Genomic DNA, 26,878 nt, shown 5'->3' with positions numbered 1-26,878 from the left:
TTAATCTAAGCCTTCTCTTTTCTGGCTTTTAACTTGGCTAACAAACCTAAAACCCCTATTATATAACCTATCCCTCCGATGATGTCCTGAAACATAACTCTGTTTAAATCCTTTTTCAACTCCAGAAAATTTTCTTTAAAAGAACCTAACTCCTCAGATAGAACCTCTTTAACCACCCCTTTTAACATTTCTCTATCGATTTCTACATTTTTTGAATTATTTATTTTTATGTTCTCTACATCTTTTTTGTTTTGTAGATCAAAACTCTCTTTTTTTGTTATATTTTCTTTTGTTTTATCATTTGAAGCTCCCTCTATAGAGCCTTCTAATTTTTCCTCTGCTAAATGCCCTTCTCCTGCTATCAACCTTACCAACAAAGGTTCTTTTTCTTTTATCCTAACTTCAAACCTGCCCTTTTCGTCGGTTGTGGTTTGAGCTATTTTTTTTCCTTTCAAGGTATAAACTTCTATGGCACATTTCATACATGGAGCACCGTTTGCAAAATATCCTTCTCCAGAAATTTTTTCACCTTCTCTAAAAACAAATAGGTTCACCTTGTGGGCAAAACCATAGCTATACAAAAATAACACACAAAAGAAAAGTAATCCCAAAATAATTTTAACCCTCATTTTTAAACACCTCTGGCTTTATTTTTAACAGATATACCACAATAAAACCTGTTACCAAACCTTCTACCACGGCAATAGGTATATGGGCTATGATAAGGGTTTCACAGAGTATCAAAAACTTTTTTTCTGTGAGATAAAGAGAGAGCGCTGTAAAAAATCCTGCTCCTAACATACTTAGAAAGCCAGCTAAGAACCCAGAGATAAAAGATAGTTTTTGGTTTTCTCCTCTGATAAATCTTTTTAAAAGGTAGTAAGAGATCACACCAGGGAAAGCCATATTAAAGGTATTTATACCTAAGGTGGTAAAACCTCCAAATTGAAAAAAAAGGGCTTGAAGCAATAAACCTAAAAAGATGGCTACAAAGGAATTCCAGCCAAGGAGTATCCCTACCATTCCATTTAGTACTAAATGTGCAGCTGAAGGCCCTATAGGCACATGAATAAGAGAAGCGATAAAAAAGGCACTTGAAAGCACGGCTACTTCTGAGATTTTTCTGTGAGAAAGCTTTTTTAGGGCTATGGTTAAACCTATTAACGTTAAGCCCCACCCTGTTATCAAAACAGGAGGGGAAAGAACCCCCTCTGAAATATGCATTTATTTACCACCTTTCTTAGGCTTAGGATAGGCCTTTACCCAAATAACCGCATCTAATTCTAAAGGATACTCCTTTCCGTCATCTCCTTTTATCGTACCTCCATCAGTAATCGCGGAAAAACCCCACCATCCTTCCCAAGGCAGTGTATACTCAAAATAACCGTTTTCGTCGGTCTTTACTACCTGGGTAATCAAACTGTCATAAGGGGCTTTAAATCCTTGAGTATTTAAATATTCCACCTCAACCTCTACATTAGCTGCAGGTTTTCCGTCAACCAACACCCTTCCTTTAAACAAGTTACCCTCCCATAAGGCAAAAGGTTTAACCAGAGGAATTATCTCCACTTTTAGGCCGATAGGTTCATCCCATCCTTCTTCTTTTCCAAAAGCGGAAAAAACTACTTTGGTGATTTGTTGAATATATTTACCTTCTGCTGGTTCAAAATAAGGCTCTGGATCTACGTATAACTGATATAGACCTGGTTTGTTAAGACTTAAGTTAGTTACATATTTAGGAACCTTTTTGTTACTTCCCTTAGAAGAAGGTATATACTCTACCTTCCATTCCACAGGGTATCTTTTGCCTTCTTCAAAAAGTTCACTTTTTTTAATCTTAAAATCCATGTGAGGCCCACCTTCCATAGGATGGGTAAACAAGGCTTCAACTCTAACTGGCTTCTTCTTATCAACCACGTTCTCTGTATCGGGCTTTAGCACCACAAAATGAGCATAAGAAAAAGTAGCACTTAACATTACAATAGATGTGCTTAAAATTACATTTTTTAAAATTTTTAGCATTTTAAACCTCCTTTTTTTAAATTAGTAACTACAATGGATAGATATAACCCTGATTTTACTTTTGTCAATATCATTTTAATAATTAGGCCCCAAATTTTTTTAGCCGCCCAGCGTGAGCCAAAAGCAGAGGCATCAGTTTATAAGCATAAAATATGCCTAATTCTCCCTTCAGACATTCTCTTTCTGTAAACCTTTCAGAGGTATTCCCTAAGACATAGGGAGACCAAACAAGGGTAGGCACAGGATGCCAGGAATGGGCTTTCATAATACATGGAGTAGAGTGGTCTCCTGTGATACAAAGTACTTGGGGATTTAAGTCTAAAATTTCAAGAAGGTATTGATCAAAAGACTCTATAGTTTTAATTTTTGCCTCAGCGTTTCCATCTTCTCCGTAAGAATCAGTCTTTTTTATATGGACAAAGAAGTAGTCGTAAGTTTCCCAAACTTCTTTCAAAGCTTGGATTTCATCTTTCAGGTCTGTCCCTTTAACAGGAACTACTTTCATACCTACAAGGCTTGCAAGTCCTTTATACATAGGATAGGTTGCTATACAACATGGGTTTATACCAAACCTTTGTTGTAAGGTTGGAAGGTCAGGCTTTACAGAAAAACCTCTCAGCAAGACGTAATTGGCCTTAGGTTCATCTTTTAAGATTTCAGAGGCTTGATCGATAAACTTAGAGACAACCTCTACTACTTTTTTAAGCTCTGGATAAGGAGAAGAAACCGGGATAGGAGGTTTTCCTAAAACTTGAGGGTCTGTATCGTTTAGTTTATTTACCAAATCTGAAAGCTTTTCTTGAAACCTAAAAACTACCACAAACCGGTGTTCCATTCCTGATTTTAAAATTACCTCAACACCATCTATGTTTTTTATTTTTTCGGAAAGTTTGGCAATTAACCTTTGATTCTCCTCAGTAGGAATCCTCCCTGCCCTTCTATCTATTACGATAGGATTTTGGTTTTGATACTCCACCGTAGCAAAATTACCTCTAACAGCTATATCTGTATCTTTTAATTCTATTCCTACACCTAAAGCTTCTAATACACCTCTTCCTATAGTAACTTGAGAGGGGTCATAACCAAAAATCCCAAGATGTCCTGGACCACTACCTGGAGTAATCCCATAATCTACAGGAATATGAAGGCCTGTGGCTGATTTTTTAGCCAACTGGTCAAGATTAGGTGTATAAGCTAACTCTAAAGGAGTTTTCCCATCTTTTACAGGCAAATCTCCTACTCCGTCAAGTACCACTTTTACGATTTTAGCATCTCCCTTTTTGATTAGTTTTTCAACCAACCCCATCTTGCCCTCCCTTTTGTTTTTTTACCATTTTATCATATAATTATAAAACCATGAAAACCTTAAAAATTATCTTTTTTGTATTTGTTGCAGTCTTTTTATTTTATCTGATAGGATATCCTCTTTTACTTGATGTGTCTTCTCTAAAAACCCAAAACCCTAAGCTTACCGCTATGATGAAATATCGGATGAAACAATGGGAAAAAGAAGGAAAAAAGGTTCAAATAAAACAGATTTGGATTCCGTTAAACAGTATTTCTCCTTACTTGATCAAAGCTGTGTTAATCGCGGAAGATGACAAATTTTACAAACATGAAGGTTTTGATTTTGATGGTATAAAAAAGGCCTTGGAGAAAAACCTAAAAGAGGGAAAGCTTAAGTATGGAGGAAGTACCATCTCGCAACAGCTTGCTAAAAATCTTTACTTAAGCCCCTCTAAAAATCCTATAAGAAAAATTCAAGAAGCCATCCTTACCATAAGGCTTGAAAACACTTTATCTAAAAAACGCATTTTAGAACTGTATCTAAATGTGGCTGAATGGGGAGAGGGGATCTTTGGAGTCGAAGCAGCAGCCAGACATTACTACGGAAAAAGTGCTAAATATCTTACTCCTTGGGAAGCAGCAAGGTTGGCGGCTGTACTTCCTAATCCTTTAAAATACAACCCATTAGGGCATCAACCATATGTCGAAAAAAGAAGTAGATTGATCTACTTTATCATGAAAAAAAGAGGTATTATTAAAGAAGAATATCAAGAGGTAGAAAAAGAAACAGAAGACATTACCGAACCAGAACCTACACCCAACCAACCTGAAAAACCTGAGGACACGCCTAGTAGACCTACCTTAACACCCGAGCCCGAACAATCTCCTTCAAAAGAAACCCCTCAAAAAGACTTTAACACAGAAGAGAAGAAAGTAGAAAATCCTTAATATATATTTTTTTCTTTCCAGAGCTCTTCTAAACGTTCTGTTTCTGCGTCTTTTTCCTGTATTGACCTTTCCCAATCCATCTTTTTCTGAAAAAGGTCTACCTCATGTTTTATCAACCTTTCTTTGAATTCTGGATGAGAAAGGTAAGGAAGGGCTACGGTCAAAAATCCCTCTTTCATCGTTGAAAAAAGTTGATTAATTTGGTCCTCAGGTACGAAATGTCTTTCTTTTCTGTAGCGGTAGTATACCTTTCCGTCGGTTTTTTCCATAAAAAGGTTATAATAAGTTTCGTTGGCAAAATCTTCTTTTTTAGGACAAACCCCTACCTGGATTAAAAGCCCTACCAACCATCTATCCCCAGCCAGTCTTCTTGAATAATCCCATATTTCTAATGTTAACCCGTTTTCAAGTTGTATTTTATCAACCATTCTTCCCTCCCATAACGGCTTATGATTTTTCGATGGTGGGAGCCATCGATAAGCCATAACAGTAAATTTAATAGATAAAGTTTAAAAGTCAATCATAGTTTTTGTTTTTTAAATTGTAAGTGCAAAATTAAAATAGTGTTTATATTAATTGTGTCTATCAATGTGGGGTAAGAAACCTCCTTTCTAAAATTAGATATCCTCCAACATCCAGAGCAATACTAAATATACCACCTTATAAACTGAATCCACCCTTGAAAATACCTCTATTACCTTAAACCCTCATTAAGATATACTTCATTAGCCTCTTTAATTGCTTTGTAGTGTAAATAAACCTTCTAACCTCCTTCTTAATTTGAATTTAAATTTATCATTTTTACCAGGAAGGGGAGCCTTTACTCCTAAAATTTAGACACAATTGATGAAACACTACCATTTTTCATAGTTTTTAGATAATGTCGTTTGCTGAAAAAAATCTTTTGTTGACAAAGGCTTTATGAGAACTTATAATTTTAACAAGGAAAATTTTTCAAAAAAGGAGGGTATATGAGTAAAAAAGGGGATAAATGGATCAAACATACGCATGTTTTTGAGACCACTGAAGACCCTTACGCAATGAAAGAGGCTCCTGCAGGAGAGGCCATCTGTCCCAGATGTAAAGCGGTGTTTAAAGATAAACGTTGGGTTATAGACGAGGAATTATACGAGGAACTGAAAGAAATCGATACAGTTCCGCAGCTTATATGTCCAGGCTGTAAAAAAGCTTTAGAACAGTATGCTATGGGGTATCTTTATATCTCAGGGGGTTTTTGGGAATCTCACAAAGGCGACATCATGAAACTATTAAACAATGAATATGAAAGAGCTCGGAACATTAACCCGTTACATCAAATTATAAATATAAAAGATGAAGACGGGGTAACAGTTATCGAGACCACTACCGACCATTTAGCTCAAAGACTTGGAAGGGCTCTTTACAGAGCCTATAAAGGAGATTTAGAATTTAAATGGTCCAAAGGAGACAAATTGGTAAGAGTTTACTGGCACAGAGACAAATAAATTTTAGGACAAAAGTCATGAGTTTAACCATAGCTTTAGCCATAGACTTTAAAAAGTTAACCCCAAATGTGATAACCTCTGGCCTTTTCTTGGCTGACCATTTGCCAGAGGTTTCTAACATCATACTTTTTCATGCCATCGAATACTTTCTAACTCCTCCTGCCTACCTTCAACCTTATTTAGAAAAGGAAAAACAAAAGTTAGACCAAGATTTAAAGGAACTTGTTAGTTCCTATTTAGACGAAAAATTCAAAAAACGATTTACTTTTCAGACTAAAGTCATTTTAGGTAACTTTTGGTATTCCCTTACCAATTTTATCGAGCAGGTCAAACCCTTTGTAGTAGTTTTAGGGTATGTCCCCCATTTTCTAAAAGTCCCTACCGCAGAGAAAATGATCGAAAGGCTTAACTGTAATTTCTTAGTGGTTAAAGAAACCTCTCTTACCAAGATCCAAAGATTAGGTTGTCTTATAGATTTTTCTGAAACAAGCGAATCCTGTTTAAAAATGGCTTCTCTTTTAAGCAAAAAAAACGTCTTAGAAATATCTTCCCTAAACGTAATACAACCGCCTGATTTTCTAAAAAAAACTGTGTTAAACAATGACCCTATCAAAGAAGAACTTGAGCAAAGATATACTTTATGGAACAAACTTATAGCCAAATTTAGTGATGAACAGGAGTTTGTCCAAAAAATAAAGTTTGAAGTAACAGTAGGTAACAGGCTTGAAAAAATAGAAGAATTTGTTAAAAACCAGGCAATCGACCTGTTAATCATGGGAAAAAAAGGTAAAATGGTTCAAAAAGGGTTAGGTTCTATTGCCAGAGAAGTCGTTAGAAGGATTGAAATACCTATGTTGATAGTAGATCAAGTTTTTTTATAGAGAGGGGCTTACGATATGGACATAATTTTGTTAGTATTAGCACTTTTAATCATATTGTTTTGTGCAGAAATATTTACCAACGGGGTTGAAAATTTAGGCAAAGCCCTTTCTTTGTCCCAAGCAGTGGTAGGCAGTGTACTTGCAGCCGTAGGGACAGCTCTTCCAGAAACCATTATTCCCTTAGTAGCCATTCTGATGTACAAAGGAGAAGGAGGCTCTTCTATAGGCATAGGAGCGATTTTAGGAGCTCCTTTTATGTTAGTTACTGCTGGATTGTTTCTCGTAGGTATAGGGGTTTTTTTGAGCTATCTTTTAAAAAGAAGAAAGGTTTTACAGGTGTATCTTGAACCTAAAACTTTTAAAAGAGATTTTACTTTCTTTCTAATTAGCTATTCCTTGGCTATCTTTTTTCCCTTTTTCTTTGAAAACACCCGTTTTGTGCATTACATCATCGGTTTATTACTGTTGATTAACTATTTTATCTATCTTTTCTTTACCTTTCGGGCAGAAAGTTTGGAAGTTGAGTCAGAAGAAAACCTATATTTAGAAAAAATACTAAAGATTAAGAACCCTACCAAGAATACCGTGGTGTTTCTTTCGTCAGTTCAGGTAGTTTTAGCCCTTATCTTGATGGTGAAAGGTGCTCATCTTTTTGTAGAAAAATTAGAGGTTTTGTCTCATTCTTGGGGGTTAGACCCTCTTCTTTTTGCCCTTTTAATAGCTCCCTTAGCTACTGAACTTCCTGAAAAGTTTAACAGCCTGATTTGGACTTTAAGAGAGCGAGACGTTTTAGCTCTGGGAAACATGACCGGAGCTATGGTTTTTCAGTCAACCTTTCCTGTAAGTGTAGGTCTTCTTTTCACCGATTGGATAGTAGAAGGATTAGCTTTGACTTCAGCGATAATTGCCATATCCTTAGGGCTTATCTATGTCCTCTTCTTAAACCTTTTTAAAAAAATTCCTGTTTATCTTTTTATAATTTCAGGGATTTGTTATTTAGTGTATGGTTATTTAGTAATCCAGAGTTTCAATAATTAAAGTTTATGTCTTCTTCTTCTTTAGAGTGGTTATATCAATTAGGATTTCACCGGATAAAACCTGGTTTAGCAAGAATTACTCAAGTCTTAACCAGACTGGGAAATCCTCAAAGAAAACTTAAAATTATACATATTGCCGGCACCAACGGTAAGGGGTCAACTGCTGCTATCTTAACCGAACTTTTAAAACAACATGGATTTAAAGTAGGGCTTTATACCTCCCCTCATCTTTTTAAACTTAACGAAAGGTTTAAGATAAACGGACAAGACATACCAGATGAAACCCTTGAAGCTCTAATTTCTAAGGTAAAACCTCTGGCTCAAGCTTTCAATCTAACCTTTTTTGAGGTTACCACTGCCGTTGCTTTTCTTTATTTTAGTCAAACAGAAGTAGATTTTGCGGTAATTGAATGTGGTATGGGAGGAAGACTTGATGCTACAAACGTAGTCTTTCCTAAAGTAACCATCATTACTAACGTAGGTTTTGATCATACCAAATACTTAGGAAATACTTTAGAAAAAATAGCCTATGAAAAAGCAGGTATCATAAAGAGAAAGGTGCCATGCGTATTTGGAAACATTAAGCCTCAGGCTTTACCAGTTTTTTATCATAAACTATCACAGCTAAAAACAAAAGGTTATTTCTTAAACAAAGATTTTTTTGTAGTCGAGGATCATGGTCTCTGGAATTATTACGGAGAAAAAACCTTTAAAGATCTTTCTCTAAGTCTTTCAGGAAAATATCAAGGAGAAAACTTAGGTTGTGCACTAAAAACTCTCGAAATACTTGAAAACCTTAATCTCTTATCTATAGACTCTGAGACAGTAAAAAAAGCTTTAAAAGAGGTAAGATGGAAAGGGCGATACGAAAAAATAAAAATAAGAGAAAAGGAAATTTTAATTGATGTAGCCCATAACCCTGACGGGGTAGAAGCCTTGGTAAAGGACCTTTTGGCTAAAGGGTGTGATAAATCATTTTTAGTTATTTTTGGGGTGACCAATGAAGACGGACAAAAACCTTTCTTAGATATGTTTCTTAAGCTAAGCCAAATTAGTCGTAAAACCTTTTTATGTGAATTTTCCTCCCACAGAAAAATAGTAACCCTTTCTGAATGGAAGAAAGCTATTGCAAATTATAATCAAGAAGAAGTTGACTTTTTTCCCTCACCACAAGAAGCTCTAAGAGTAGCCTTGAACGAACCTGCCTCCAAAATTCTGGTTACTGGGTCTATTTATTTTGTGGCCGAAGTTTTCAAGGTGTTAGAAAATTTTGAAAAAGAATTTTAAGATAAGAGACCCTTGGGTTATTCTATTGATTTCTTTTAATTTTATGATAACTTAAAAGAGATTTTATGGTTTAAAACTATCTCTCAAGAAGGAGGTCAAAGACTATGGATGAGGTAAAAGAGGAAGAAAAAAAAGAACTTCCTAAGTTGGATAAAAAACTTGAGAAGATGACCATCAAAGAATTAAGGGAAATCGCCTTACAGATACCAGAAATTTCAGGTGTTCACGGAATGAACAAGGAAGAGCTTATTTCTGCTCTTAAAAAAGCTTATGGTATAAAAGAAGAACCTAAAAAAGTTGGTGCCTCTATGAGGGAAATCAAAGCTAAAGTTAAAAAGTTTAAGGTCTTAGCTGAAGAGGCTAAAAATAATAAAGACTGGACAAAATACGAAAGATACAGAAAATTAGCGGCTAAATTTAAGAAAAGAACAAGGAAACTTGCTAAATCCATAACTTAATCCTGGAGGAAAAAAATGATGAACCAATTTGTTTGGGAAACTAACTTGGAAAAAGTCCCCTTTCTTAAAAGAGGAAAGGTTAGAGACATCTATGACTTGGGGGATAAACTTCTTATCGTAGCTACCGACAGGATTTCAGCCTTTGACGTAGTTCTTCCCACTCCTATTCCATATAAAGGTAAAATTTTAACCCAGATGAGCCTTTTCTGGTTTGACTTTTTAAAAGACATCGTAGACAACCATCTTATTACCGCAAACCTCGAGGAGTATCCTGAGGTTTTAAAAGAATATAAAGAAACATTAGCTCAACGCAGTATGTTGGTTAAAAAAGCTAAGGTTTTACCTGTAGAATGTATCGTCCGGGGATACATCACCGGGTCTGCCATGAAAGAATATCAAAAAACAGGGCAAGTTTGTGGAATACCTTTACCACCTGGCTTAAAAGAAGCTGATAAGCTACCTGAACCTATTTTTACCCCCTCAACCAAAGCAGAAATAGGAGAGCATGATGTCAACATCACTTATCAAGAAATGGAAAAATTAGTAGGCAGTGAGGTCGCTCAATTTTTAAAAGAAACCTCTTTAAAGATTTATAAAAAAGCCTCGGAGTATGCAGAAAGCAGAGGGATTATCATAGCAGATACCAAGTTTGAGTTTGGTATTTACGAAGATAAGATTATCTTGGTAGATGAGGTTTTAACTCCAGATTCATCACGTTTCTGGCCCAAAGATGAGTATCAACCTGGGAAACCTCAGAAAAGTTTTGATAAACAGTTTATAAGAGATTGGTTAAAATCTATTTCTTGGGATCCTCAAAATCCCCCTACCATTCCTGAGGACATCGTGTTAAAAACCAGAGAAAAATATTTAGAAGCCCTCTACAGGCTTACAGGAAAGACCTTGTAGTGTTAGGCCCAATAACATGTAAAACCATAGACCTATCTTCTGTGTCGACAGAAGATAGGTCCTATCTTTTTTCTTTTCCTAAAAGAGACATTTTTTTGATTGAAAGTATCAAAAATTGGGGGTTATTACAACCCCCTATCCTTTATCTTCCAAAAGAAGGAGCCTTTCAGATAATTTGCGGAGAAGGTAGAGTTTTAGCCTGTAAAACCATTGGATTTAAAGAGATTAAAGCTCTGGTTTTAAAAAAACTCTCTCCCAAAGAGCTCTTACTTATTTCTTTAGAAAGCAATCTTTTCCGAAATCTGAATTTAGTAGAAAAAGCTGAATTTCTAAACAAAGCCATACCTCTTTTCACCTTAGACGAAATCCTTATTCTGATGAAAAAAATTAATCTTCCTCCTAATAATATATGGCTTAAAATTTTACTTGAAATAAATAAATTAGACATTGAATTTAAAAATTTAATCATTAATGATAAACTAAACCTTCATATTTTGCAATTTTTTAAATTTTTAAATGAAATAGAAAAAAAAGAGTTTTTGTTGGTGATAACTCGGCTCAATCTAAGTTTTAGCGAACAACGAGAGGTGTTGGAAAAACTTTTAGACCTAAAGCGCCGTTTAAGGTTAACTTCCTTATTACCTGAGGAGCTAAAAGATGCCTTAAACTATGAGGAGTTTAACCAGAGAAGAAAAACTTTTTTTGAAAGACTAAAAGAGCTTTATTACCCTAACTTATCCGCAAAAATGATGACTTTAAAACCCTATATTGAGAAATTACAAAAAAAACAGATAAACGTAAAACTATCTCCTTACTTAGAAAAAAAAGAAATAGAACTTATTTTTAAGGTTAAAGATAGTCAAGAATTCTCTCAAAAAATTGAGTTTTTAACTCAAAATGAAGAAGTTATCAAGAAAATTTTAGAAACAATCTAAAAACTTTAGGGTTGTAAGGTCTTTTGCCAGAGGTTGATGAAAAGTTCTTTAAAAACCTGATAAGGGTTTTTAAAATCTCTTTTTAAAGAAAGGTCTGCCTTATATAGTTCCTCAAACACTTGAGGAAGATTTTTTATTTTTTCTAAATGCTTTTTAAGGTTAAAGATTCGGTAGGGATGCCGTTCAGTTAACACTTTAGGAATTTCTACTATAGGGTCGGTTTTGATCTCCTCCCATTTTTTGGAAAATTGACTAAACCTTTCTTCTTTTTTCAATTCAGGGTGTTTTTCCAAAAATTCTGCTAATATCTGAAAAATCTTAAAAGATTTATACAGATAACTTAAAATTCTATGAGGTTCTTCTTTATGGTCCAAAAGTTGTGCAACTATCCTGTAGGCTTTCTCTGGGCCAGACTGAAAAAGACTTTCTTCCACCATAAAAAGCACTTCCTCTTCGAGAGGGATGGTTACGCTCCATACATCTTCTTCTGTAATCACAGCTCTTTCTTCAGTATATAGCAAAAGTTTATCAAGCTCATTTAAAAAATGATGATAATCTTTTCCTACCAAGGACAAAAAAAGTTCGGTGGTTTTTCTGTCCATAGTTTTTCCAGTTTCTTTAAGTTTGAGGATAAGCTCTGTTTCTAAGAAATCCTCCTCTTTTTTAAAGTTAAAAAAGACTATCGCCCCTTTTTGCAAGGCAAATTGATATAAAGGTCTATTTTCCTCAAATTTTTCTGCTATGATAAACCAGGTAAAAACAGAGGTTTCTTTTTCTAAGCTTTTTATTATCTCTTCCTCTTTAGAAAGTTCTATGTTTTCTCCTCCTAAGATTAAATAAACTTTTCTCAAACCAAAAAGTCCTTCCTGATATCCTTTTATCTTAGAAAAAGTCTTTTTATCTTCTTTATCGTTTAGGTTATAAACTTCTATGGTAGAACCTTTGTCCTGTAAAATATTATAGATTTCTTTTGCTTTTTCTTTACAAAGTTGTGGCTCTCCTATAAAAATGTAAACCGGAGCAATCCGTTTTTGTTTGGCAAGTTCTAAAACTTTTGAGAAGGTTAAAACTGGCATAACAAATTTAGCTTTCTAAGAGGGCTTGAATTTGGTCTGGTTTAATCAACCTTATTAGGTTGGTAGAACCAACCTTTCCTACAGGATATCCCATGGTTAAAACGAGCGTATCTTTTTTATTAATAAGCCTTTGCTGATAAGCCCTTACCAAAAATTCTTTTACCATACTGTCTATAGTTTTTACTTCAGAAAGCACAAAACAAGGATAAACCCCCCAAACTACCGTAAGACGTCTTAAGATTTCTTCATCATGTACATTGGCTAAAATCAACTCCTTAGGCCTGAACTTTGCTATCCGCATGGCAGAACTGCCAGATTTAGTAAAAACCACGATAGCTTTGGCTTTAACCTCAGAAGCTAAAACACAACTGCTATAGGCAATGGCAAAATCTGAGGACACTTCCTGATAAGTTTCTTTTAGATAAGGATACAGCTTTTCAGCTTCTTTGATGATTTTAACCATCATTTTTACACACTCTACAGGGAAGTTGCCTATAGCTGTCTCGTCTGAAAGCATCAAAGCATCAGCCCCGTCTAAAACCGCATTGGCGATGTCTGAAACGTCTGCTCTTGTAGGCATGGTAGAATCAATCATGGAGGTTAGCATTTGAGTAGCAATTATCACCGGTTTACCCAATTTTCTACCCTTTTCTACCAATACTTTTTGTATAACAGGAACTCGTTCGATAGGAACCTCTACCCCAAGGTCTCCCCTTGCAACCATAAGTCCGTCAGCTACCTCTAAAATTTCTTCTATGTTTTCAAGAGCAGTTTGTGTTTCTATCTTGGCAAACACAGGTTGCCCCTTGCCAAATTTCTCTATCACCTCTTTACAAGCTAAAACGTCTTCTTTTCTATTCACAAAGGAAAGGGCTACAAAATCTATTTCATTCTGAAGTCCGAACAAAAGGTCCTCTCTATCTTTGGGAGTAAAAGCCGGTATAGAAAGAGAAACACCAGGGAAATTAAGACCTTTTTTAGAAGAAATAACCCCTCCCTGCAATACTTCAGTAATAACTCTATCCTCTAAAACTTTAATCACTCTCAACTTAATTAAACCGTCTGCTACATAGATAAGGTCTTTCTCTTTTAGGTCTTCAAGGATTTCGGGATACTCTACAGAAACCTTAAAACAATCTCCTGTCTTTTCTCCCAAAATCTTGGTTTTATGTAGTTCAAGAATCTCTCCTGCATGGACTAAAAAGGGTTTTTTAACCTCTCCTATTCGGATTTTAGGGCCTGAAAGGTCTTGTAAAATACCTACCGGAAGTTTTAACTCTGCCGAAGCCCTTCTTATAAGCTTTATACTTTGCTTATGGTATTCATGGTCACCGTGAGAAAAATTTAACCTAAAAACATTAACCCCAGCCTTTATCAATTTTTTTATCAATGTAAGATTCTGGGTCTTGGGACCTATGGTGGCTACTATCTTGGTTTTTTTCATAGGTTAGGCTTTTTAAACTTTTTTAAATATTCAAAACATTCTTCTTCTGGCATAGGTTTGGCAAATAAAAATCCCTGAAAATAGTCACAACCTAACTCCTTTAAAACCTCAAATTGTTCTTTGTTTTCCACCCCTTCAGCTATGGTTTTAATGTTAAGTTTTTTAGCCAGTTTTATTATGGTTTCTAAGATAAAAAAAGTTTTCTTGTCTCTTAAGAAATCTCTGACAAAACTTTGGTCTATTTTTATAAAGTCTATCGGTAAATCTTTTAGATAATGTAAAGAGGAATAACCTGTCCCAAAATCATCTATCGATATGTTGATTCGATAAAACTTGAGCATTCTCAAAAGTTTGTTTGCTTTTTCTAAATTAGTGGCTAAAGCATGTTCTGTGATTTCAATCCCCAAGCAACAAGGTATGTTTTTTAACAAGTCTACCTTTTTAGAGAGTATTTCAAAAATGTGCATAGTTTCTAAACTTTTAGAAGAGATGTTGATTGAAACAGGTTTTTGAATTTTTACCAAGGTTTCTAAATTTTTATCTATACTTATTTCTTCAAAATCTTTCAAGTAAGGGCTGTTTTCTAAGTAATCTATAAAATCTCCTGGGTTAAAAACTTTTCCATCCGCTTTTATCCTAACCAGGGCCTCAAGCCCTGCAACCTCAAGGTCAGAAGTAAAATAAGGTTGATAGTAAAAAACAAAGAGATGTTCCTGAATAGCCTTTTTAACCAGATTTTCTACAAAAAATATGTTTTCTACGTGTTTTTCTACATAAGGATTAAAAATTTCTATGATGTTAGGCCCTTTTTTCTTTACCTCACTCAACAACACATTTGCTTTTCGCCAAATCTCAATAAAACTACTGCCATCTTCTGGATAAAAAACAATCCCTCCTTGAAACTCTAAAAACCCCCTTTTTCCTTGTTTTACTTCAATAGGTAAAGTAAAAATTTCTTGAATTTTTTTAATCAAATTATAGACATCTTTTTTTTCATAGTCTATCAAAAATAATGAAAAACTATCTCCTACCGGACGAGAGATTAAAGCATTAGGGAAAGACTCTTTCAACCTCTGAGCAACGGTTGTCAAAACTTTATCCCCTGCCTCAAGTCCGTAAAAATGGTTTATGTAAGAAAAGTTGTATATATCTAACAACACAAGGATACCTTCTTTCACCACCTGCAACAGGTCGGTTGTTTTTTGAGCAAATCCCTGGTAGTTTAACAAACCTGTAAGCAGGTCCTGAGTTAACATCTTTTGCTTTTCTATTTCAAAAATTATTTCTTTGGTGAGGTTTTTACCTAAGATGATAACTTTCTTATAATCGGCAAACTTAACTAAAGTTAATTTTATTTCTAAAAAACTTCGTTTTTTGGTTGAAGAAAGAGAAATAATCTTTTTTATAGTATTTAAACCCTTTAAAACCTGATTTATTTCTTCAGAGGTAATACCTAATAACTTAAATATGTTAACTTCAAAAGGGTCTTCCTCAAACTCAAGTTCATGGAAGGCAACCGGATTTAAGTATTCTAACTTTCCGTCTACATCAGCAATGATTAACATGTCTCCGCTTTGTTTGATAAAGTCGTTAAAAATTTGTATTCTTAAAAACAAGTCTATTTTTTTTAAGGCAAAAGAAAGGTTGTTTTTAAGTTCTTCTAACAGCTCAAAGTACTCTTCTGTAAAAAAGTTGGGCTCATCCGCCCAAAGCACCAAGATATAAGAAACCCGTTTTCCTTTCATTATAGGAACACTGCAAACCGATCGTACGTTTAAAGCCTTTAAGATCTCAGAAACTTCTTTAGGGTGATGATACTTTTCCACATCAGGTATTATGTTTATTCTTTTTTCGTGAAAAGCTTTATAAAAACTGAGGGTTTGATTTTCTAAAGAAAAAAGATAAGGATCAAGCCTATTTATAAAGCTTAGGGTTTCTGGATAATACAGAATAGGCTTAACTTTTTTGGTTAATTCATCTACCTCTCCTATCCAAGCCCCTTTCAATTCCAATACCTTGACCAAGGTTTTAACAACCTTATCAAACAACTCCCCTTCAGAATAACTTTCTATCAGTAAATGATTAATCTCTTTTAAAACTTTGATGAACTTTTTATGCCTTACCTCTGAGGTTATGTCTATTACTAAAGATAAACCTGCAAAATCCCCTTGAAAAACTATGGTATCTTCATAAACGTTAAACCACCTTTTTCTTCCTTGTTTAGTTTTTACAGGCACTTCATTGTAAACGGTGGAAAAAAACTCTCCTGTGCATCTTTTTTTTAATGTTTTCTCTTACCAACTTTTTAATCTTTTCCTCGAAAAAGAGATCTTCCATTTTATAGTCTTCTAAATCTTGAGGTTCGTGGTTTAGTCGTTTTAGGGCATATTCATTAGCCAACAAAATCTGGTCATCTCGGTAGATTAACATACCTAAGTATGGCGATTTATAAAAGGTTTCATAGATTAAGGCCTTTTCCCATAGACTTGACAAAAGTTCTGGTAATATGGCAAAGGTTTTTATAAACTGTTCTTCTTGGGAGATAAGATCAACCTCTAATCCCTTTAAGGTAAAGGGAGTTAGAAAAAAATCTTTTAACCATAGAAAATAAGGAGAACCTGGATTGAGCATAAAAAAATGTAGATCATGGTAAGAGATAGGTAACCAAAAGTTAGATCTAATTATTTCTTGATTAGTTTTTAAAAAATCTGCTGAGAATAAAGCCAGGTCTATATGTTTTTTTAAAAAAGAATTTTTAATCTCCTCTTGAGAGGGAAAAAAAATCGGCAAAATCCTGGTTAAAGAGATGGGAAACTCTTGATATAAGACTAAAAGCAGATTTATCAAACAACGCTTTTTTAAAAGTCCTAACTTGAAAAATTCTTTTTCTTTACCACTAAACTCTGAAAAATCCTTTCTACTTATTAAACAAAAGTTAGCATGCCCTAACCCTTTCGTCTTGGCTACAGGAACAAAACTTTTATTTACAGCCTCACAACTGTTAACAAAAGAGGCAAAATAGATGTCCGGAAGAGAAGAATCTAAATACCTAAGCTCCTCTTCCAGATCTCTGAAGATTTTTAGCTCGATCTTTAACCCTGTTTTCTTTACAATTCCATCAACAAGTTCTTCCCAAACTAAAGACCTATCCTTTTGACAATGACAAACCGCAAAAGTTAAAAAATTTTCCATAACACCTAAAAATTTTTTTTACAAGTATTTTAACATAATTTTTCTATGTACACAACCTAACCAAATTTTTGATAAAATTTTTAAAATCAGTATTGACGTCAAAAAAATTTTTCTTAAAATAAAATTTAAGTAGACTAAAAACATCTACTTAAGAGGGGAATTTTGGAATTTACAGCCGCACAGGACTATGCAATAAGGATGGTTCTTTATCTGTCTTGTATCTATTTATATCAAGGAAAAACGATCGCCTCTCGAGAAGAGATTTGTCGGACGATGGGAATACCTAAGGCTTTTTTAGCCAAGATTGCTCAGTTTTTAGAAAAGGCAGGAATTTTAACCATAAAAAGAGGTAAAACCGGTGGGTATCAGTTGTTAAAAAAACCCTCACAGATTTCTTTGTTAGAGGTAGTCGAAGCGTTTGAAGGCCCTATTACCTTTACTAGGTGTTTTATCAAAAAGGAACAATGTAAAAGAATCGAATTTTGTCCGGTAAACAAGGTACTGCATGAGATAAACGAGTGTTTTAGAGAAAAACTTTCTTCTTACACCTTTGATAAACTTGCAGAGGCAGAAATATTAGCCCTTAAAAAAGAGTAAACATAAAAACTAAAGGGGGGCTTTATGGATGTATTATGGTTGTCAAGGCTTCAGTTTGCAGCAGCAGCCATTTTTCATTTTTTGTTTGTACCCCTTACATTAGGTCTTTCTTTTTTGACTGCTATCTATCAAACCCTATGGCTTAAGACTGGAGATGAAGATTTTAAGCGGGCTGCCAGGTTCTGGGGTAAAATTTTTCTAATCAACTTTGGGTTAGGTGTAGTTACAGGAATAACCCTTGAGTTTCAGTTTGGAACCAACTGGCGTTATTATTCTGAATACGTAGGGGATGTTTTTGGACCTCTTTTGGCTATAGAGGCTACCTTAGCTTTTTTCCTTGAGTCTACTTTTATCGCGGTGTGGTGGTTTGGCTGGGATAGGCTTAGTCCTAAGGTTACCACCACTGCCATTTGGTTAACAGCTATCGCCTCAACCATTTCCGCGCTTTGGATTTTACTTGCCAACGGCTGGATGCAAAACCCTGTAGGTTTTGAGATAAGAAATGGAAGGGCAGAACTTACTGACTTTTGGGCCCTTTTAACTAATCCCTTTGGCTGGTCTCAGTTTTTCCATGTAGTCCCAGCAAGTTTTACCCTTGGCGGCTTTTTTGTTTTAGGTGTGTGTGGTTATCACCTTCTTAAGAAAAGAGAGGTAACCTTCTTTAAAAAATCTTTTAGAATAGCAGCTATTTGGACTTTAGTTTGGGCTATTATAGTGGTGGTGCTTGGGCATCATCATGGGGCTATAGTAGCTAAAACTCAGCCTACCAAATTAGCGGCGATGGAAGCTCTTTGGGAAACCAAAAAAGGTGCTGATTTTGCGCTTTTACTTATACCTGATGAAAAAAATGAACGAAACGTGGTAGAAACTTTTAAAATTCCAGGGATGGTAAGTTTACTTGCTTATCACAACTTTAACGCAGAGGTAAAAGGCCTTAAGGAATGGCCTAAAGAAGAAAGACCTCCTGTAGCCCTAAACTTCTGGAGTTTTAGGCTTATGGTTGGCCTTGGTTTTCTCTTTCTCTTTCTTGGTCTATGGGCTTGTATAAGAAGAAACAGTCCAGAAAACTGCCCTCTCCTTTTAAGACTACTTATAGTAAACATACCCTTACCTTATATCGCTTGTCAGCTTGGATGGATTGTAGCTGAGGTAGGAAGACAACCCTGGATAGTTTATGGGCTTATGAAAACTAAAGACGCAGTATCCCCTCTTTCTGTCAGTCAGGTAGCTATTTCTTTTCCGGCCTTTATCATAGTGTATGGAATTTTAGGTTTTGTGTGCTTTTGGTTAATCATTAAAACTGCGATTAAAGGACCTGAAAAAGAAGCGGTAAAAACCTTGGGATATTAAAATAAAAATTTAAAATAAGGGGGTGAAAAAATGGAAGGCAACATTTACCAAATAATATGGTTTGTTCTCTGGGCTGTACTTTGGACAGGATATTTTGTTTTAGACGGATTTGACCTTGGAGCAGGCTCAGCCTTCTATCTTCTCGGTAAGAAAGAAGAAGAAAAAAAGGCTATTTACCAGGCCCTTGGTCCTTTTTGGGACGGGAATGAAGTCTGGTTAATCACCGCAGGAGGGGCTACCTTTGCAGCCTTTCCTAAAACCTATGCCGTTATGTTTAGCTCCCTTTATTCAGCCCTACTTTTATTGCTATTTTCTCTTATCCTTAGAGGTGTTTCTATAGAATACCGCAATAAATACGACAAACCTCTCTGGAAAACCTTATGGGATTTAGGGTTTTTCTTGGGAAGTATATTGCCACCTTTTCTTCTTGGGGTAGCCTTTGCCAACATTTTTCAGGGTATACCTATAGATGAAAAGGGTATATATCACGGCTCTCTCTTTACCTTACTTAATCCTTTTGGAATTTTAGGAGGAATTCTTTTTGTGTTTTGTTTTGCTGCTCATGGTTGTAATTGGATAGCCTTTAAAACAAACGGAGAGCTATCAGAAAAGGCAGCTACTCTTTCTAAAAAGTTTACGGCTGTCACTCTGATATTGGCTGGACTATTCTTTTTTGGTGCCTATCTTTCAACCAACCTCTGGCAAAATTACTTTAACTGTCCTTTACTTTTAGTCTTCCCTGTATTATCCTTAGCAGGTTTTTTAATGATATTTCCCTTTTTAATCAAGAAAAACTTCTTAGGGGCTTTTTTAGCTTCAGCTGTAGGTATCTCGGGTTTTTCTGCTTGGGGTTTTGCTGGCCTTTTCCCCAACATGCTCCCCTCTTCTCTTAATCCTGCCTGGAACCTAACCATCTATAACAGCTCTTCAAGCCTTCTCACCCTTCAAATCATGACGATAGTAGCCCTGATTTTTGTCCCCATAGTACTGGCTTATACTTTTTGGGCTTATAAAACCTTTAGTTTTAAAATTTCCTCTAAAGAAATTTAGTTTTAACAAGAGGGAGGCAGTTTTAAATTGCCTCCCTCTTTCCAGCGTAATAAGGTATTACCGTTATCCCAAAAGCTAATCTGAAAATCTCTCCTTCACACTCACACTTAATTGATTTACTTTCTTTCTCAACCTCTGTATATCTAACATCTTTGCTACACGAACTATTTCTATACCCCTCTAATTTTTTTCTTTAGATGAATAGTTTGACGGTAGGAGATACATTAGTGAGTATAAATTTTTTCCATAAAAATTATTATTTTTTCAGAATAAAAAACTTTTAATCAAAAAGAAGAAAATTAATTATAATTTTGCGGCATTTAAACTTTAAAATAATATCTAACATTTTAATTTTGGACTTACAACACACAAAAATAGGCTTGACTTTTTATAAAAAATTCTATATAAACTTAATTAAAAAAGGTAAGTAAGTACAAACATATCAAAAATAGGAGGTGTGCTATGTACGGGTATGCTGGGAAAATTTTAAGAATTAACCTCACCAATCAAACCATTAAGGTTGAAGATTTAAATGCTGAATGGGCTAAGAAGTATATTGGAGGAAGAGGGCTTGCGAGTAAGTATTTATATGAGGAAATAGACCCTAAAGTAGACCCCTTTAGCCCTGAAAACAAGTTGATAATTACTACAGGTCCTCTTACCGGTACCTCTGTCCCTACAGGTGGAAGATATATGGTGGTTACTAAATCTCCTCTGACAGGGGCCATAGCTTGTTCTAACTCCGGAGGTTTTTTTGGTGCTGAACTTAAAGCTGCTGGTTATGACATGATAATCCTTGAAGGTAAAGCTCCCAAACCAGTCTATATCACCATAGAAGACGATAAGGTTGAGATAAAGGATGCTACCCATCTCTGGGGAAAGTTAGTTTATGAAACTACCGACCTTTTAAAACAAGAATATGGAGATAAGGCCAAAGTCCTTGCGATAGGACCAGCAGGGGAAAAATTAGTAAGGATCGCTGCGGTGATGAACGATTATGATAGAGCAGCAGGAAGGTCTGGAGTGGGTGCTGTTATGGGGTCTAAAAACGTAAAAGCTATAGTAGCCAAAGGTAGTAAGGGTGTTTCTGTGGCTGACGAACAAAAAGTAAAAGATGTAGTAGCAAGCAAGATAAAAATCATTCGTGAAAACCCTGTAACTGGAGAAGGACTTCCTGCCTACGGAACAGCCATCTTGGTAAACATAATAAACGAACATGGTATCTTTCCTGTGGCTAACTTTCAAAAAGCCTATACCCCTGAGGCTGATAAGATAAGTGGAGAAACCATGGCTAAAACTATTTTAACTAAAAAACATGCCTGTTTTAGATGTCCTATAGCCTGTGGAAGGGTGGTAAGGTTAAAAGACGGAAAAGAGGTTGGTGGGCCTGAGTATGAAACTGTATGGTCTTATGGAGCCAACTGTGAGGTTTATGACTTAAATGCTATTTCTGAGGCTAACTACTGGTGTAATCAGTATGGGTTAGACACCATCTCTACAGGTGCTACCATAGCAGCTGCTATGGAACTTTATCAAAAAGGATACATCAAAGACGATGAGATAGCTAAAGATGGATTATCTCTTAAGTTTGGAGACCCAGAAGCAATCGTAGGCTGGACGATAAAGATAGGAAAAAGAGAAGGATTAGGAGATAAATTGGCAGAAGGTTCTTACAGGTTGTGCGAGGCCTACGGTGCTCCCGACCTTTCTATGAGTGTTAAAAAACAAGAATTACCTGCCTATGACCCAAGAGGGGTTCAAGGACATGGTTTGGTTTATGCCACAGCCAACAGAGGTGGATGCCATGTGAGAGGATACCTTATCTCTGCTGAAATTTTAGGTATTCCTCAAAAACTTGACAGGTTCTCTACAGAAGGCAAAGCTGAATGGGCAAAAATTTTCCAGGACCTGACTGCAGTTATAGATTCTCTTGGGATGTGCCTTTTCACCTCTTTTGCTTTAGGGCTTAAAGACTATGTAGACCTTATGAATGCCGTTTGTGGTACTGACTACACAGAAGAAACCCTTCTTGCTGCAGGAGAAAGAATCTATAATTTAGAAAGACTATTTAACCTAAAAGCCGGTATAGACCCATCTCAAGATACCCTTCCCAAGAGGTTGCTTGAAGAACCAATCCCTGAAGGCCCTTCAAAAGGTGCAGTACATAAGCTTTCAGAGCTGTTACCTAAATACTACGAGGTAAGAGGTTGGGACGAAAAAGGTTATCCTAAGGAAGAAACCCTAAAAAGATTAGAAATCTAAGAATTAAAAGAGTTAGCTGTAGAAATAAAAAAGGGCTTCGGTAAAAATTTACCGAAGCCCTTTTTAACGATCGATCCTTTCCCAACATTCCTTATATAGGAGGTATTTCTTGATTTTTGAAAAACTATACTTAGAACTTACCAACAGATGTAACCTTAATTGCAAAATCTGTTATCGTCATGGCTGGGAAGAAACCTTACAAGATTTGGATTTTTTTCTTTTAGAAAAAATTTATAAGGAAATAAAAGATATAGATTTAAAAGAAATAGTCTTAGGGGGTATAGGAGAACCTCTATTCTATCCTTATATAAACGAGACGATCGAGCTGTTTTCTAAGTTTAATCTTACGCTAACTACCAACGGAAGTCTGTTAAAAGATGACCTGTTAGAAATAGTTGCTACTAAAATAAAAAAATTGGTGGTCTCTATCGACGGTAGTTTTGAAGCTTACGAAAAGATACGAGGATATCCCTTAACCCATCTGATAGAAAACCTTAAAAACCTAAATAAGATTAAGCAAGAACTCAGGTCTGAATACCCCTTTTTATTGGTAGAATTTGTGTTATCCAAAGAAAACCAAGAAGAACTTCTTAAGATGATAGACCTTTGTGATGAAATAAAAGCCTATCAACTTATCATTTCTCAGCTTGTGCCTCAGGTAGAAAGCAATAAAGATAATATACTCTATAAAAAGTACCTTAACCAAGAACTCAAGGATCTGTTTGAAAAGGTTAAACTTTATGCTTTAAGGAGTGGGTTAAAATTGGTTTTGCCTAAGGTTGAGCTTAAGACTGAAAGATATTGTCCTTTTATCGAGGAAAAAGCTTTGGTAGTAGGGTCAGACGGCAAGGTTTATCCTTGCTACCGGTTTTCTCATAACATGACAGAATACGTTTTTGGTAGGAAAAAACGTATATACAAACATCCCTTTGGAGACTTAAGAGAAAAAAGTTTAAAAGAAATTTTTCAAAGTCCTCAATATAGAGATTTTTACTATAGAATCTATGCAAACAGATACCCCTCTTGTATCGATTGTGATCTGGTAGATGGCTGTGAACTGGTAAAAACCTCTGAGTGCGATTGTTATGCCTTGATGCCTTCCTGTGGAGACTGTTTGTGGAGCAGAGGTTTTGCCCTATGTCCTTAAAATTGCAGGAGGTTTAAACATGATAAAGGTTAAACTTTTTGCCACCTTAAGAGAAGGAAGAGCAAATGAAATTGACTTTAAATTTTTTCCAGGTATAAACGGGAGATTTATCCTTGAAAAACTTAACATCCCAGAAAAACAGGTAGCCATATTTTTGGTCAACGGAAGAGATTACTCCTTAGACGAACCGCTTTCTGACGGTGATGTTATTGCCATTTTTCCACCGGTTGGAGGAGGTTAATCCTTGATAGCAAAAAGATATTTAAGAAACTTTAAAATGCTTTCCTTAGAGGATCAAGAAAGATTAAAAAAAACTAAGGTGTTGGTTGCTGGATGTGGAGGCCTTGGTGGATATGTGGTTGAAATGCTTGCAAGACTTGGTATAGGATGGATAACTGTGGTTGATGATGAGGTCTTTGAAGAAACCAACCTAAATAGACAGCTTTTTAGTACAGTTAATACTCTTGGGAAAAAAAAGGCTTTGGTAGCTAAAGAACGAATTTTAGAGGTTAATCCTGATGTAGTAGTAAACCCTATTTTAACCAGAATAGAGGAAAAAAACGCAAAAGAGGTGGTTTCTGGTCATGAGGTAGTGGTGGATGCCCTTGATAGCATCCCCCATAGAATCCTTCTTGAAAGTGTGTGTGAAGAACTAAAAATACCTCTGATACATGGTGCGGTAGCAGGATGGTATGGTCAGGTTACAACCGTTTTGCCAGGAGATAGAACTTTATCTATGGTCTACAAAAATCATAAAGAAGGAATAGAAAAAGAATTAGGGACCCCTTCTTTTTCTCCTGCTGTGATAGCTGGGATTCAGGTGTGTGAGGTATTAAAGGTAATCTTAAACAAAGGAGAGCCTCTTTCCAAGAAACTTTTATACATAGATCTCCTTAATCAAGAATATCAGAAAATAGAGTTGCATTTTTAAGAAAGTTTTGTTTAATTAAATGATTATGAGACATGGTGGATGGTGTTGGAAAAAACATGGGTTTAAAGAATGTGGTTTAAGAAAAACTCAGGCAAGAGAAGCCTTAATTAAACTTCTCAGTCAAACAGAAGGCCATCTTACAGCCGAAGAAATTTTCTGGAAGCTAAAAGAAGTATTACCTGGTATAGGTCTGGCTACTGTATACCGAACTTTAGAACTTCTCACCCAGCTTGGCATAATAAAAAAATTAGACTTTCAAGAAGGTAAAGCCCGTTTTGAATTCATAAAACAGGAAGAAAGAGACCATCATCATCTTATATGCAAAGTTTGTGGTAAAATTATTAACTACCCGCCTTCTGAGGAATATCAGGTTTTAAAGGATTTAACCCAAAAGATAGAACAAGACTTTGACTTTAAGGTTGAAACCTTAGAAATTCAAGCCTATGGTGTTTGCAAGGACTGCAAAAAACCGTAAAACTAATCTTTCTTAACTGCCTCTTTTTTTGTTTTTATGAAGTTCTCAAAACTTTTCTCTTTTTTCAAACAAATTTCTCTTGACTTTTATCATTTTTTAAATATTAAAAAATATAAAAACTTTTTAGTAACTTTTAAAAGTTAGGAGGTAACAGGATGTTTGATAGTTTAAACAAGAACCTAAGGTTAAGGTGGAAGCTTACCATACCTTTGGTTTTAGTTCTTTTTATAGGAATTGAAATTACTGTTTTTGTAACCAGTTATAGTTTATATTATATAAATCTTCATCAAGCTAAAACCAAAACCTTCCCCCATTATGCTAAAGCTGTAAAAGAAGCCTTAATCAAGGACATGGCAAACCCTAACTACAAAGAACTAAAAAATTACTATATATCTTCCCTTGGTAACGTGAAAGTCTTAAGAAGTCCCAAGCTTGAGGCTCAATTTGGAGAGAATAAAGAAGAATCTTTTGATTTACTGTCAAAAGAGAAAGAAGCCGTGTTAGCTGGTAAACAACTTTTCATCAAAGAAAAAGATGTTTTAAAAGGAATTTATCCTCTTAAAGCTGAAAACAGATGCTTAAGTTGCCACAAGGTAAACGAAGGGGAGGTTTTAGGAGCTCTGGTGTTAACCCTCCCGTATAATGATATCTTTTCTATCATCACTAAAACTCAAATCACTTACGGAGTGCTTGGGTTTTTAGGAATCATAGGAGGCTTCTTAGCGGTTTATATAGCTTACATTGTCTCCCATAAACCTTTAGACCGTTTAGCCTTGGTGTTACAAAAAATGGCTGAGGGGGATCTAACGGTAAAAGTGCCTTATATAGACTATAAAGACATCACCGGAAGGGTAGCAAGAAGCATTCACAAGCTACTTACCGCTTTTATCGAACTTAACGAAAAATCACTTTCCTATTCTCATCGCTTAGCTGAGGCAACAGACGAAAACTTTAAATATGTAGATAAAACCTCTGAGAATACAAAACAGTTAGCAACTCAAGCCTCCCAAATAGCGGCAGCTATTGAGGAAATGACAGCTACCATCGGAGACATCGCTAAAAATGCAACTTCTGTGTCAGACTTAGCCTCTCAAAACATAGAGGTTGCCTTTGAAGCCCAAACCCTTTCAGAAGAATCAGGTAGGATTGTTTTAAAAGCTAATCAGGAAACTATGGCCCTAAAGCAGGTGATGGATAGCTTAAATCAAAGGGCTGAAGAAATCGATTACATCGTCCAACTGATAAAAGATATAGCAGACCAAACGAACCTCCTTGCACTTAACGCAACGATCGAGGCGGCGCGTGCTGGGGAGCATGGAAAAGGTTTTGCGGTGGTAGCTGATGAGATAAGAAAGTTAGCTGATAGAACATTAAAGGCTACCCAAGAAATCGCAGAAAAAATAGGTAACATCCAGCAAGATACTCACCAAGCCTTTACCAAGATGGAAACTACCGCTAAAGAGGTGGATAATGCCTTAGCCTCTTTAGAAAAGGTAAAACAGGTCTTAAACCAAATCGTAACCTCTTCTCAAAACGTTAAAGATGCTATCTCTCAAATCGCTGCTGCCACAGAACAACAGTCTGTTGCCAGTGAAGAAATCAGTAAAAACGTCGAAAAAGTAGCCAAACTTTCGTCTGAAATAGATGGTTTTATAGAAAAGTTAGGACAATCTATCTATCACCTAATTTTGATTTCATCTGATCTAAGGCATACCGCAACCTCAGTGGTTACTCAAAAATTAAAAGAAAGCCTTTTTGACATCTTTAAAGGAGACCATGAAAGGATGTTTTTAAGAGTTAAGTCTCATCTAAAAGGTTGGGATAAACTCAACCCTGAACTCATAGGAAACTACGAAAGCTGTGGTATAAATAAATGGTATTATGGGGAGGAAGGGGCTAAATTCAGAAATATACCTGTATTTAAGGAGTTTGAAGAGGTTCATAAACGTTGTCACCTATTAGCTAAAGAACTTATTTTAGCTTATGATTCCAGACAAACGGAAAAAGTTAAAGTTTTAGAACAAGAGCTTGAACAAAATAGCCAAAAATTAAGAGATTTATTAAACAAAATGGAAGAAATCTATCTATCTGAGCTTAAAAAAGCCTAAG

At 35.5% G+C, this 26,878-nt stretch carries 26 protein-coding genes; 17 read left to right on the top strand and 9 right to left on the bottom strand.

Features of this window, described 5'->3' with window-relative positions; genetic code table 11:
• Nucleotides 1-5 precede the first annotated feature (5 nt).
• The 4 genes from HL41_RS02405 to HL41_RS02390 all read right to left on the bottom strand — a co-directional run bounded on the left by HL41_RS02405 (nt 6) and on the right by HL41_RS02390 (nt 3,328).
• Nucleotides 6-629, bottom strand: coding sequence for a hypothetical protein (locus HL41_RS02405; protein WP_001264102.1), 624 nt, complete (start codon nt 627-629; stop codon nt 6-8).
• On the bottom strand, nt 619-1,224 hold the full coding sequence (gene cbiM, locus HL41_RS02400) for a cobalt transporter CbiM (protein ID WP_038061122.1): 606 nt from the start codon (nt 1,222-1,224) through the stop codon (nt 619-621). Before cbiM ends, HL41_RS02405 begins: the two co-directional genes overlap by 11 nt.
• Complete coding sequence (locus HL41_RS02395; RefSeq protein ID WP_051754452.1) at nt 1,225-2,022, bottom strand: DUF4198 domain-containing protein; 798 nt, start codon at nt 2,020-2,022, stop codon at nt 1,225-1,227.
• 82 nt (nt 2,023-2,104) lie between these two features.
• A complete protein-coding gene (locus HL41_RS02390; RefSeq protein ID WP_038061120.1) occupies nt 2,105-3,328 on the bottom strand; it encodes a 2,3-bisphosphoglycerate-independent phosphoglycerate mutase in 1,224 nt (407 codons plus the stop codon).
• Nucleotides 3,329-3,378: 50 nt separating this feature from the next.
• On the opposite strand from HL41_RS02390, the gene mtgA reads away from it, so the two are divergent.
• Nucleotides 3,379-4,257, top strand: a complete 879-nt coding sequence (gene mtgA / locus HL41_RS02385; RefSeq protein ID WP_081856456.1) for a monofunctional biosynthetic peptidoglycan transglycosylase — start codon at nt 3,379-3,381, stop codon at nt 4,255-4,257.
• Here mtgA and HL41_RS02380 read toward each other — a convergent pair.
• Complete coding sequence (locus tag HL41_RS02380) at nt 4,254-4,685, bottom strand: hypothetical protein (RefSeq protein WP_038061118.1); 432 nt, start codon at nt 4,683-4,685, stop codon at nt 4,254-4,256. The two genes, mtgA and HL41_RS02380, sit on opposite strands and share 4 nt — an antisense overlap.
• A 543-nt stretch (nt 4,686-5,228) precedes the next feature.
• Between HL41_RS02380 and HL41_RS02375 the strand changes: the two genes are divergently transcribed.
• The 7 genes from HL41_RS02375 (at nt 5,229) to HL41_RS02345 (ending at nt 11,245) form a co-directional block, all read left to right on the top strand.
• Entirely contained in the window at nt 5,229-5,741 is a 513-nt protein-coding gene (locus HL41_RS02375) for a BCAM0308 family protein (protein WP_038061115.1), read from the top strand.
• A gap of 17 nt (nt 5,742-5,758) precedes the next feature.
• Entirely contained in the window at nt 5,759-6,622 is an 864-nt protein-coding gene (locus HL41_RS08975; RefSeq protein ID WP_001300331.1) for a universal stress protein, read from the top strand.
• Between the two features lie 15 nt (nt 6,623-6,637).
• Nucleotides 6,638-7,660: a sodium:calcium antiporter gene (locus HL41_RS02365; RefSeq protein WP_028840724.1), complete on the top strand. Its 1,023-nt coding sequence runs from the start codon at nt 6,638-6,640 to the stop codon at nt 7,658-7,660.
• Nucleotides 7,661-7,665: 5 nt separating this feature from the next.
• The gene (locus tag HL41_RS02360) at nt 7,666-8,946 is read left to right on the top strand and encodes a bifunctional folylpolyglutamate synthase/dihydrofolate synthase (protein WP_051754451.1); all 1,281 of its coding nucleotides are present in this window, start codon (nt 7,666-7,668) and stop codon (nt 8,944-8,946) included.
• A 104-nt stretch (nt 8,947-9,050) separates the two neighbouring features.
• Nucleotides 9,051-9,404, top strand: coding sequence for a Rho termination factor N-terminal domain-containing protein (locus HL41_RS02355; protein WP_038061112.1), 354 nt, complete (start codon nt 9,051-9,053; stop codon nt 9,402-9,404).
• A gap of 18 nt (nt 9,405-9,422) precedes the next feature.
• Complete coding sequence (locus tag HL41_RS02350; RefSeq protein ID WP_038061241.1) at nt 9,423-10,310, top strand: phosphoribosylaminoimidazolesuccinocarboxamide synthase; 888 nt, start codon at nt 9,423-9,425, stop codon at nt 10,308-10,310.
• Entirely contained in the window at nt 10,310-11,245 is a 936-nt protein-coding gene (locus HL41_RS02345; RefSeq protein ID WP_038061109.1) for a ParB/RepB/Spo0J family partition protein, read from the top strand. Before HL41_RS02350 ends, HL41_RS02345 begins: the two co-directional genes overlap by 1 nt.
• A 5-nt stretch (nt 11,246-11,250) precedes the next feature.
• On the opposite strand, the gene holA is transcribed toward HL41_RS02345, so the two are convergent.
• The 4 genes from holA to HL41_RS02325 are packed head-to-tail and all read right to left on the bottom strand — an operon-like array spanning nt 11,251 to nt 16,957.
• Entirely contained in the window at nt 11,251-12,321 is a 1,071-nt protein-coding gene (holA, locus tag HL41_RS02340) for a DNA polymerase III subunit delta (RefSeq protein ID WP_022855087.1), read from the bottom strand.
• A 7-nt stretch (nt 12,322-12,328) separates the two neighbouring features.
• Entirely contained in the window at nt 12,329-13,765 is a 1,437-nt protein-coding gene (gene pyk / locus HL41_RS02335; protein ID WP_038061107.1) for a pyruvate kinase, read from the bottom strand.
• A complete protein-coding gene (locus HL41_RS02330) occupies nt 13,762-16,002 on the bottom strand; it encodes a sensor domain-containing phosphodiesterase (protein WP_038061106.1) in 2,241 nt (746 codons plus the stop codon). The genes pyk and HL41_RS02330 overlap by 4 nt, the downstream gene beginning before the upstream one ends.
• A 1-nt stretch (nt 16,003) precedes the next feature.
• Nucleotides 16,004-16,957, bottom strand: a complete 954-nt coding sequence (locus tag HL41_RS02325; protein WP_038061105.1) for a hypothetical protein — start codon at nt 16,955-16,957, stop codon at nt 16,004-16,006.
• Nucleotides 16,958-17,119: 162 nt separating this feature from the next.
• Between HL41_RS02325 and HL41_RS02320 the strand changes: the two genes are divergently transcribed.
• From HL41_RS02320 to HL41_RS02280, 9 genes are all read left to right on the top strand, one after another.
• On the top strand, nt 17,120-17,554 hold the full coding sequence (locus tag HL41_RS02320) for an RrF2 family transcriptional regulator (RefSeq protein WP_038061104.1): 435 nt from the start codon (nt 17,120-17,122) through the stop codon (nt 17,552-17,554).
• A gap of 24 nt (nt 17,555-17,578) precedes the next feature.
• Nucleotides 17,579-18,904, top strand: coding sequence for a cytochrome ubiquinol oxidase subunit I (locus HL41_RS02315; RefSeq protein WP_022855082.1), 1,326 nt, complete (start codon nt 17,579-17,581; stop codon nt 18,902-18,904).
• A gap of 30 nt (nt 18,905-18,934) precedes the next feature.
• Nucleotides 18,935-19,954, top strand: a complete 1,020-nt coding sequence (gene cydB / locus HL41_RS02310; RefSeq protein WP_038061101.1) for a cytochrome d ubiquinol oxidase subunit II — start codon at nt 18,935-18,937, stop codon at nt 19,952-19,954.
• Between the two features lie 462 nt (nt 19,955-20,416).
• On the top strand, nt 20,417-22,216 hold the full coding sequence (locus HL41_RS02305; RefSeq protein WP_038061098.1) for an aldehyde ferredoxin oxidoreductase family protein: 1,800 nt from the start codon (nt 20,417-20,419) through the stop codon (nt 22,214-22,216).
• Nucleotides 22,217-22,325: 109 nt separating this feature from the next.
• Nucleotides 22,326-23,363: a tungsten cofactor oxidoreductase radical SAM maturase gene (locus HL41_RS02300; protein WP_038061095.1), complete on the top strand. Its 1,038-nt coding sequence runs from the start codon at nt 22,326-22,328 to the stop codon at nt 23,361-23,363.
• Nucleotides 23,364-23,382: 19 nt separating this feature from the next.
• Nucleotides 23,383-23,604 carry a MoaD/ThiS family protein gene (locus tag HL41_RS02295; protein WP_038061092.1) on the top strand — a complete coding sequence of 74 codons (222 nt, stop codon included), beginning with the start codon at nt 23,383-23,385 and terminating at the stop codon, nt 23,602-23,604.
• Nucleotides 23,605-23,640: 36 nt separating this feature from the next.
• Entirely contained in the window at nt 23,641-24,294 is a 654-nt protein-coding gene (locus HL41_RS02290) for a HesA/MoeB/ThiF family protein (RefSeq protein ID WP_038061238.1), read from the top strand.
• Between the two features lie 19 nt (nt 24,295-24,313).
• Nucleotides 24,314-24,769: a Fur family transcriptional regulator gene (locus HL41_RS02285; protein ID WP_038061089.1), complete on the top strand. Its 456-nt coding sequence runs from the start codon at nt 24,314-24,316 to the stop codon at nt 24,767-24,769.
• Nucleotides 24,770-24,924: 155 nt separating this feature from the next.
• Complete coding sequence (locus tag HL41_RS02280) at nt 24,925-26,877, top strand: methyl-accepting chemotaxis protein (protein ID WP_038061087.1); 1,953 nt, start codon at nt 24,925-24,927, stop codon at nt 26,875-26,877.
• Nucleotide 26,878 lies beyond the last annotated feature (1 nt).

The organism is Thermodesulfobacterium commune DSM 2178, assembly GCF_000734015.1.
Lineage (GTDB): Bacteria > Desulfobacterota > Thermodesulfobacteria > Thermodesulfobacteriales > Thermodesulfobacteriaceae > Thermodesulfobacterium > Thermodesulfobacterium commune.
This window is presented reverse-complemented; position numbering and strand designations above follow the sequence as displayed.

Excerpts from the sequence above, each read along its gene's own strand:
- HL41_RS02280 (WP_038061087.1), top strand. The coding sequence starts at position 24,925 with ATGTTTGATAGTTTAAACAAGAACCTAAGGTTAAGGTGGAAGCTTACC.
- HL41_RS02390 (WP_038061120.1), bottom strand. The coding sequence starts at position 3,328 with ATGGGGTTGGTTGAAAAACTAATCAAAAAGGGAGATGCTAAAATCGTA.
- HL41_RS02305 (WP_038061098.1), top strand. The coding sequence starts at position 20,417 with ATGTACGGGTATGCTGGGAAAATTTTAAGAATTAACCTCACCAATCAA.
- HL41_RS02355 (WP_038061112.1), top strand. The coding sequence starts at position 9,051 with ATGGATGAGGTAAAAGAGGAAGAAAAAAAAGAACTTCCTAAGTTGGAT.
- HL41_RS02350 (WP_038061241.1), top strand. The coding sequence starts at position 9,423 with ATGAACCAATTTGTTTGGGAAACTAACTTGGAAAAAGTCCCCTTTCTT.
- pyk (WP_038061107.1), bottom strand. The coding sequence starts at position 13,765 with ATGAAAAAAACCAAGATAGTAGCCACCATAGGTCCCAAGACCCAGAAT.
- HL41_RS02365 (WP_028840724.1), top strand. The coding sequence starts at position 6,638 with ATGGACATAATTTTGTTAGTATTAGCACTTTTAATCATATTGTTTTGT.
- cydB (WP_038061101.1), top strand. The coding sequence starts at position 18,935 with ATGGAAGGCAACATTTACCAAATAATATGGTTTGTTCTCTGGGCTGTA.
- HL41_RS02405 (WP_001264102.1), bottom strand. The coding sequence starts at position 629 with ATGAGGGTTAAAATTATTTTGGGATTACTTTTCTTTTGTGTGTTATTT.
- HL41_RS02315 (WP_022855082.1), top strand. The coding sequence starts at position 17,579 with ATGGATGTATTATGGTTGTCAAGGCTTCAGTTTGCAGCAGCAGCCATT.
- HL41_RS02360 (WP_051754451.1), top strand. The coding sequence starts at position 7,666 with ATGTCTTCTTCTTCTTTAGAGTGGTTATATCAATTAGGATTTCACCGG.
- HL41_RS02290 (WP_038061238.1), top strand. The coding sequence starts at position 23,641 with ATGCTTTCCTTAGAGGATCAAGAAAGATTAAAAAAAACTAAGGTGTTG.
- HL41_RS02395 (WP_051754452.1), bottom strand. The coding sequence starts at position 2,022 with ATGCTAAAAATTTTAAAAAATGTAATTTTAAGCACATCTATTGTAATG.
- HL41_RS02325 (WP_038061105.1), bottom strand. The coding sequence starts at position 16,957 with ATGGAAAATTTTTTAACTTTTGCGGTTTGTCATTGTCAAAAGGATAGG.
- HL41_RS02295 (WP_038061092.1), top strand. The coding sequence starts at position 23,383 with ATGATAAAGGTTAAACTTTTTGCCACCTTAAGAGAAGGAAGAGCAAAT.
- holA (WP_022855087.1), bottom strand. The coding sequence starts at position 12,321 with ATGCCAGTTTTAACCTTCTCAAAAGTTTTAGAACTTGCCAAACAAAAA.
- cbiM (WP_038061122.1), bottom strand. The coding sequence starts at position 1,224 with ATGCATATTTCAGAGGGGGTTCTTTCCCCTCCTGTTTTGATAACAGGG.
- mtgA (WP_081856456.1), top strand. The coding sequence starts at position 3,379 with ATGAAAACCTTAAAAATTATCTTTTTTGTATTTGTTGCAGTCTTTTTA.
- HL41_RS02375 (WP_038061115.1), top strand. The coding sequence starts at position 5,229 with ATGAGTAAAAAAGGGGATAAATGGATCAAACATACGCATGTTTTTGAG.
- HL41_RS08975 (WP_001300331.1), top strand. The coding sequence starts at position 5,759 with ATGAGTTTAACCATAGCTTTAGCCATAGACTTTAAAAAGTTAACCCCA.
- HL41_RS02285 (WP_038061089.1), top strand. The coding sequence starts at position 24,314 with ATGATTATGAGACATGGTGGATGGTGTTGGAAAAAACATGGGTTTAAA.
- HL41_RS02380 (WP_038061118.1), bottom strand. The coding sequence starts at position 4,685 with ATGGTTGATAAAATACAACTTGAAAACGGGTTAACATTAGAAATATGG.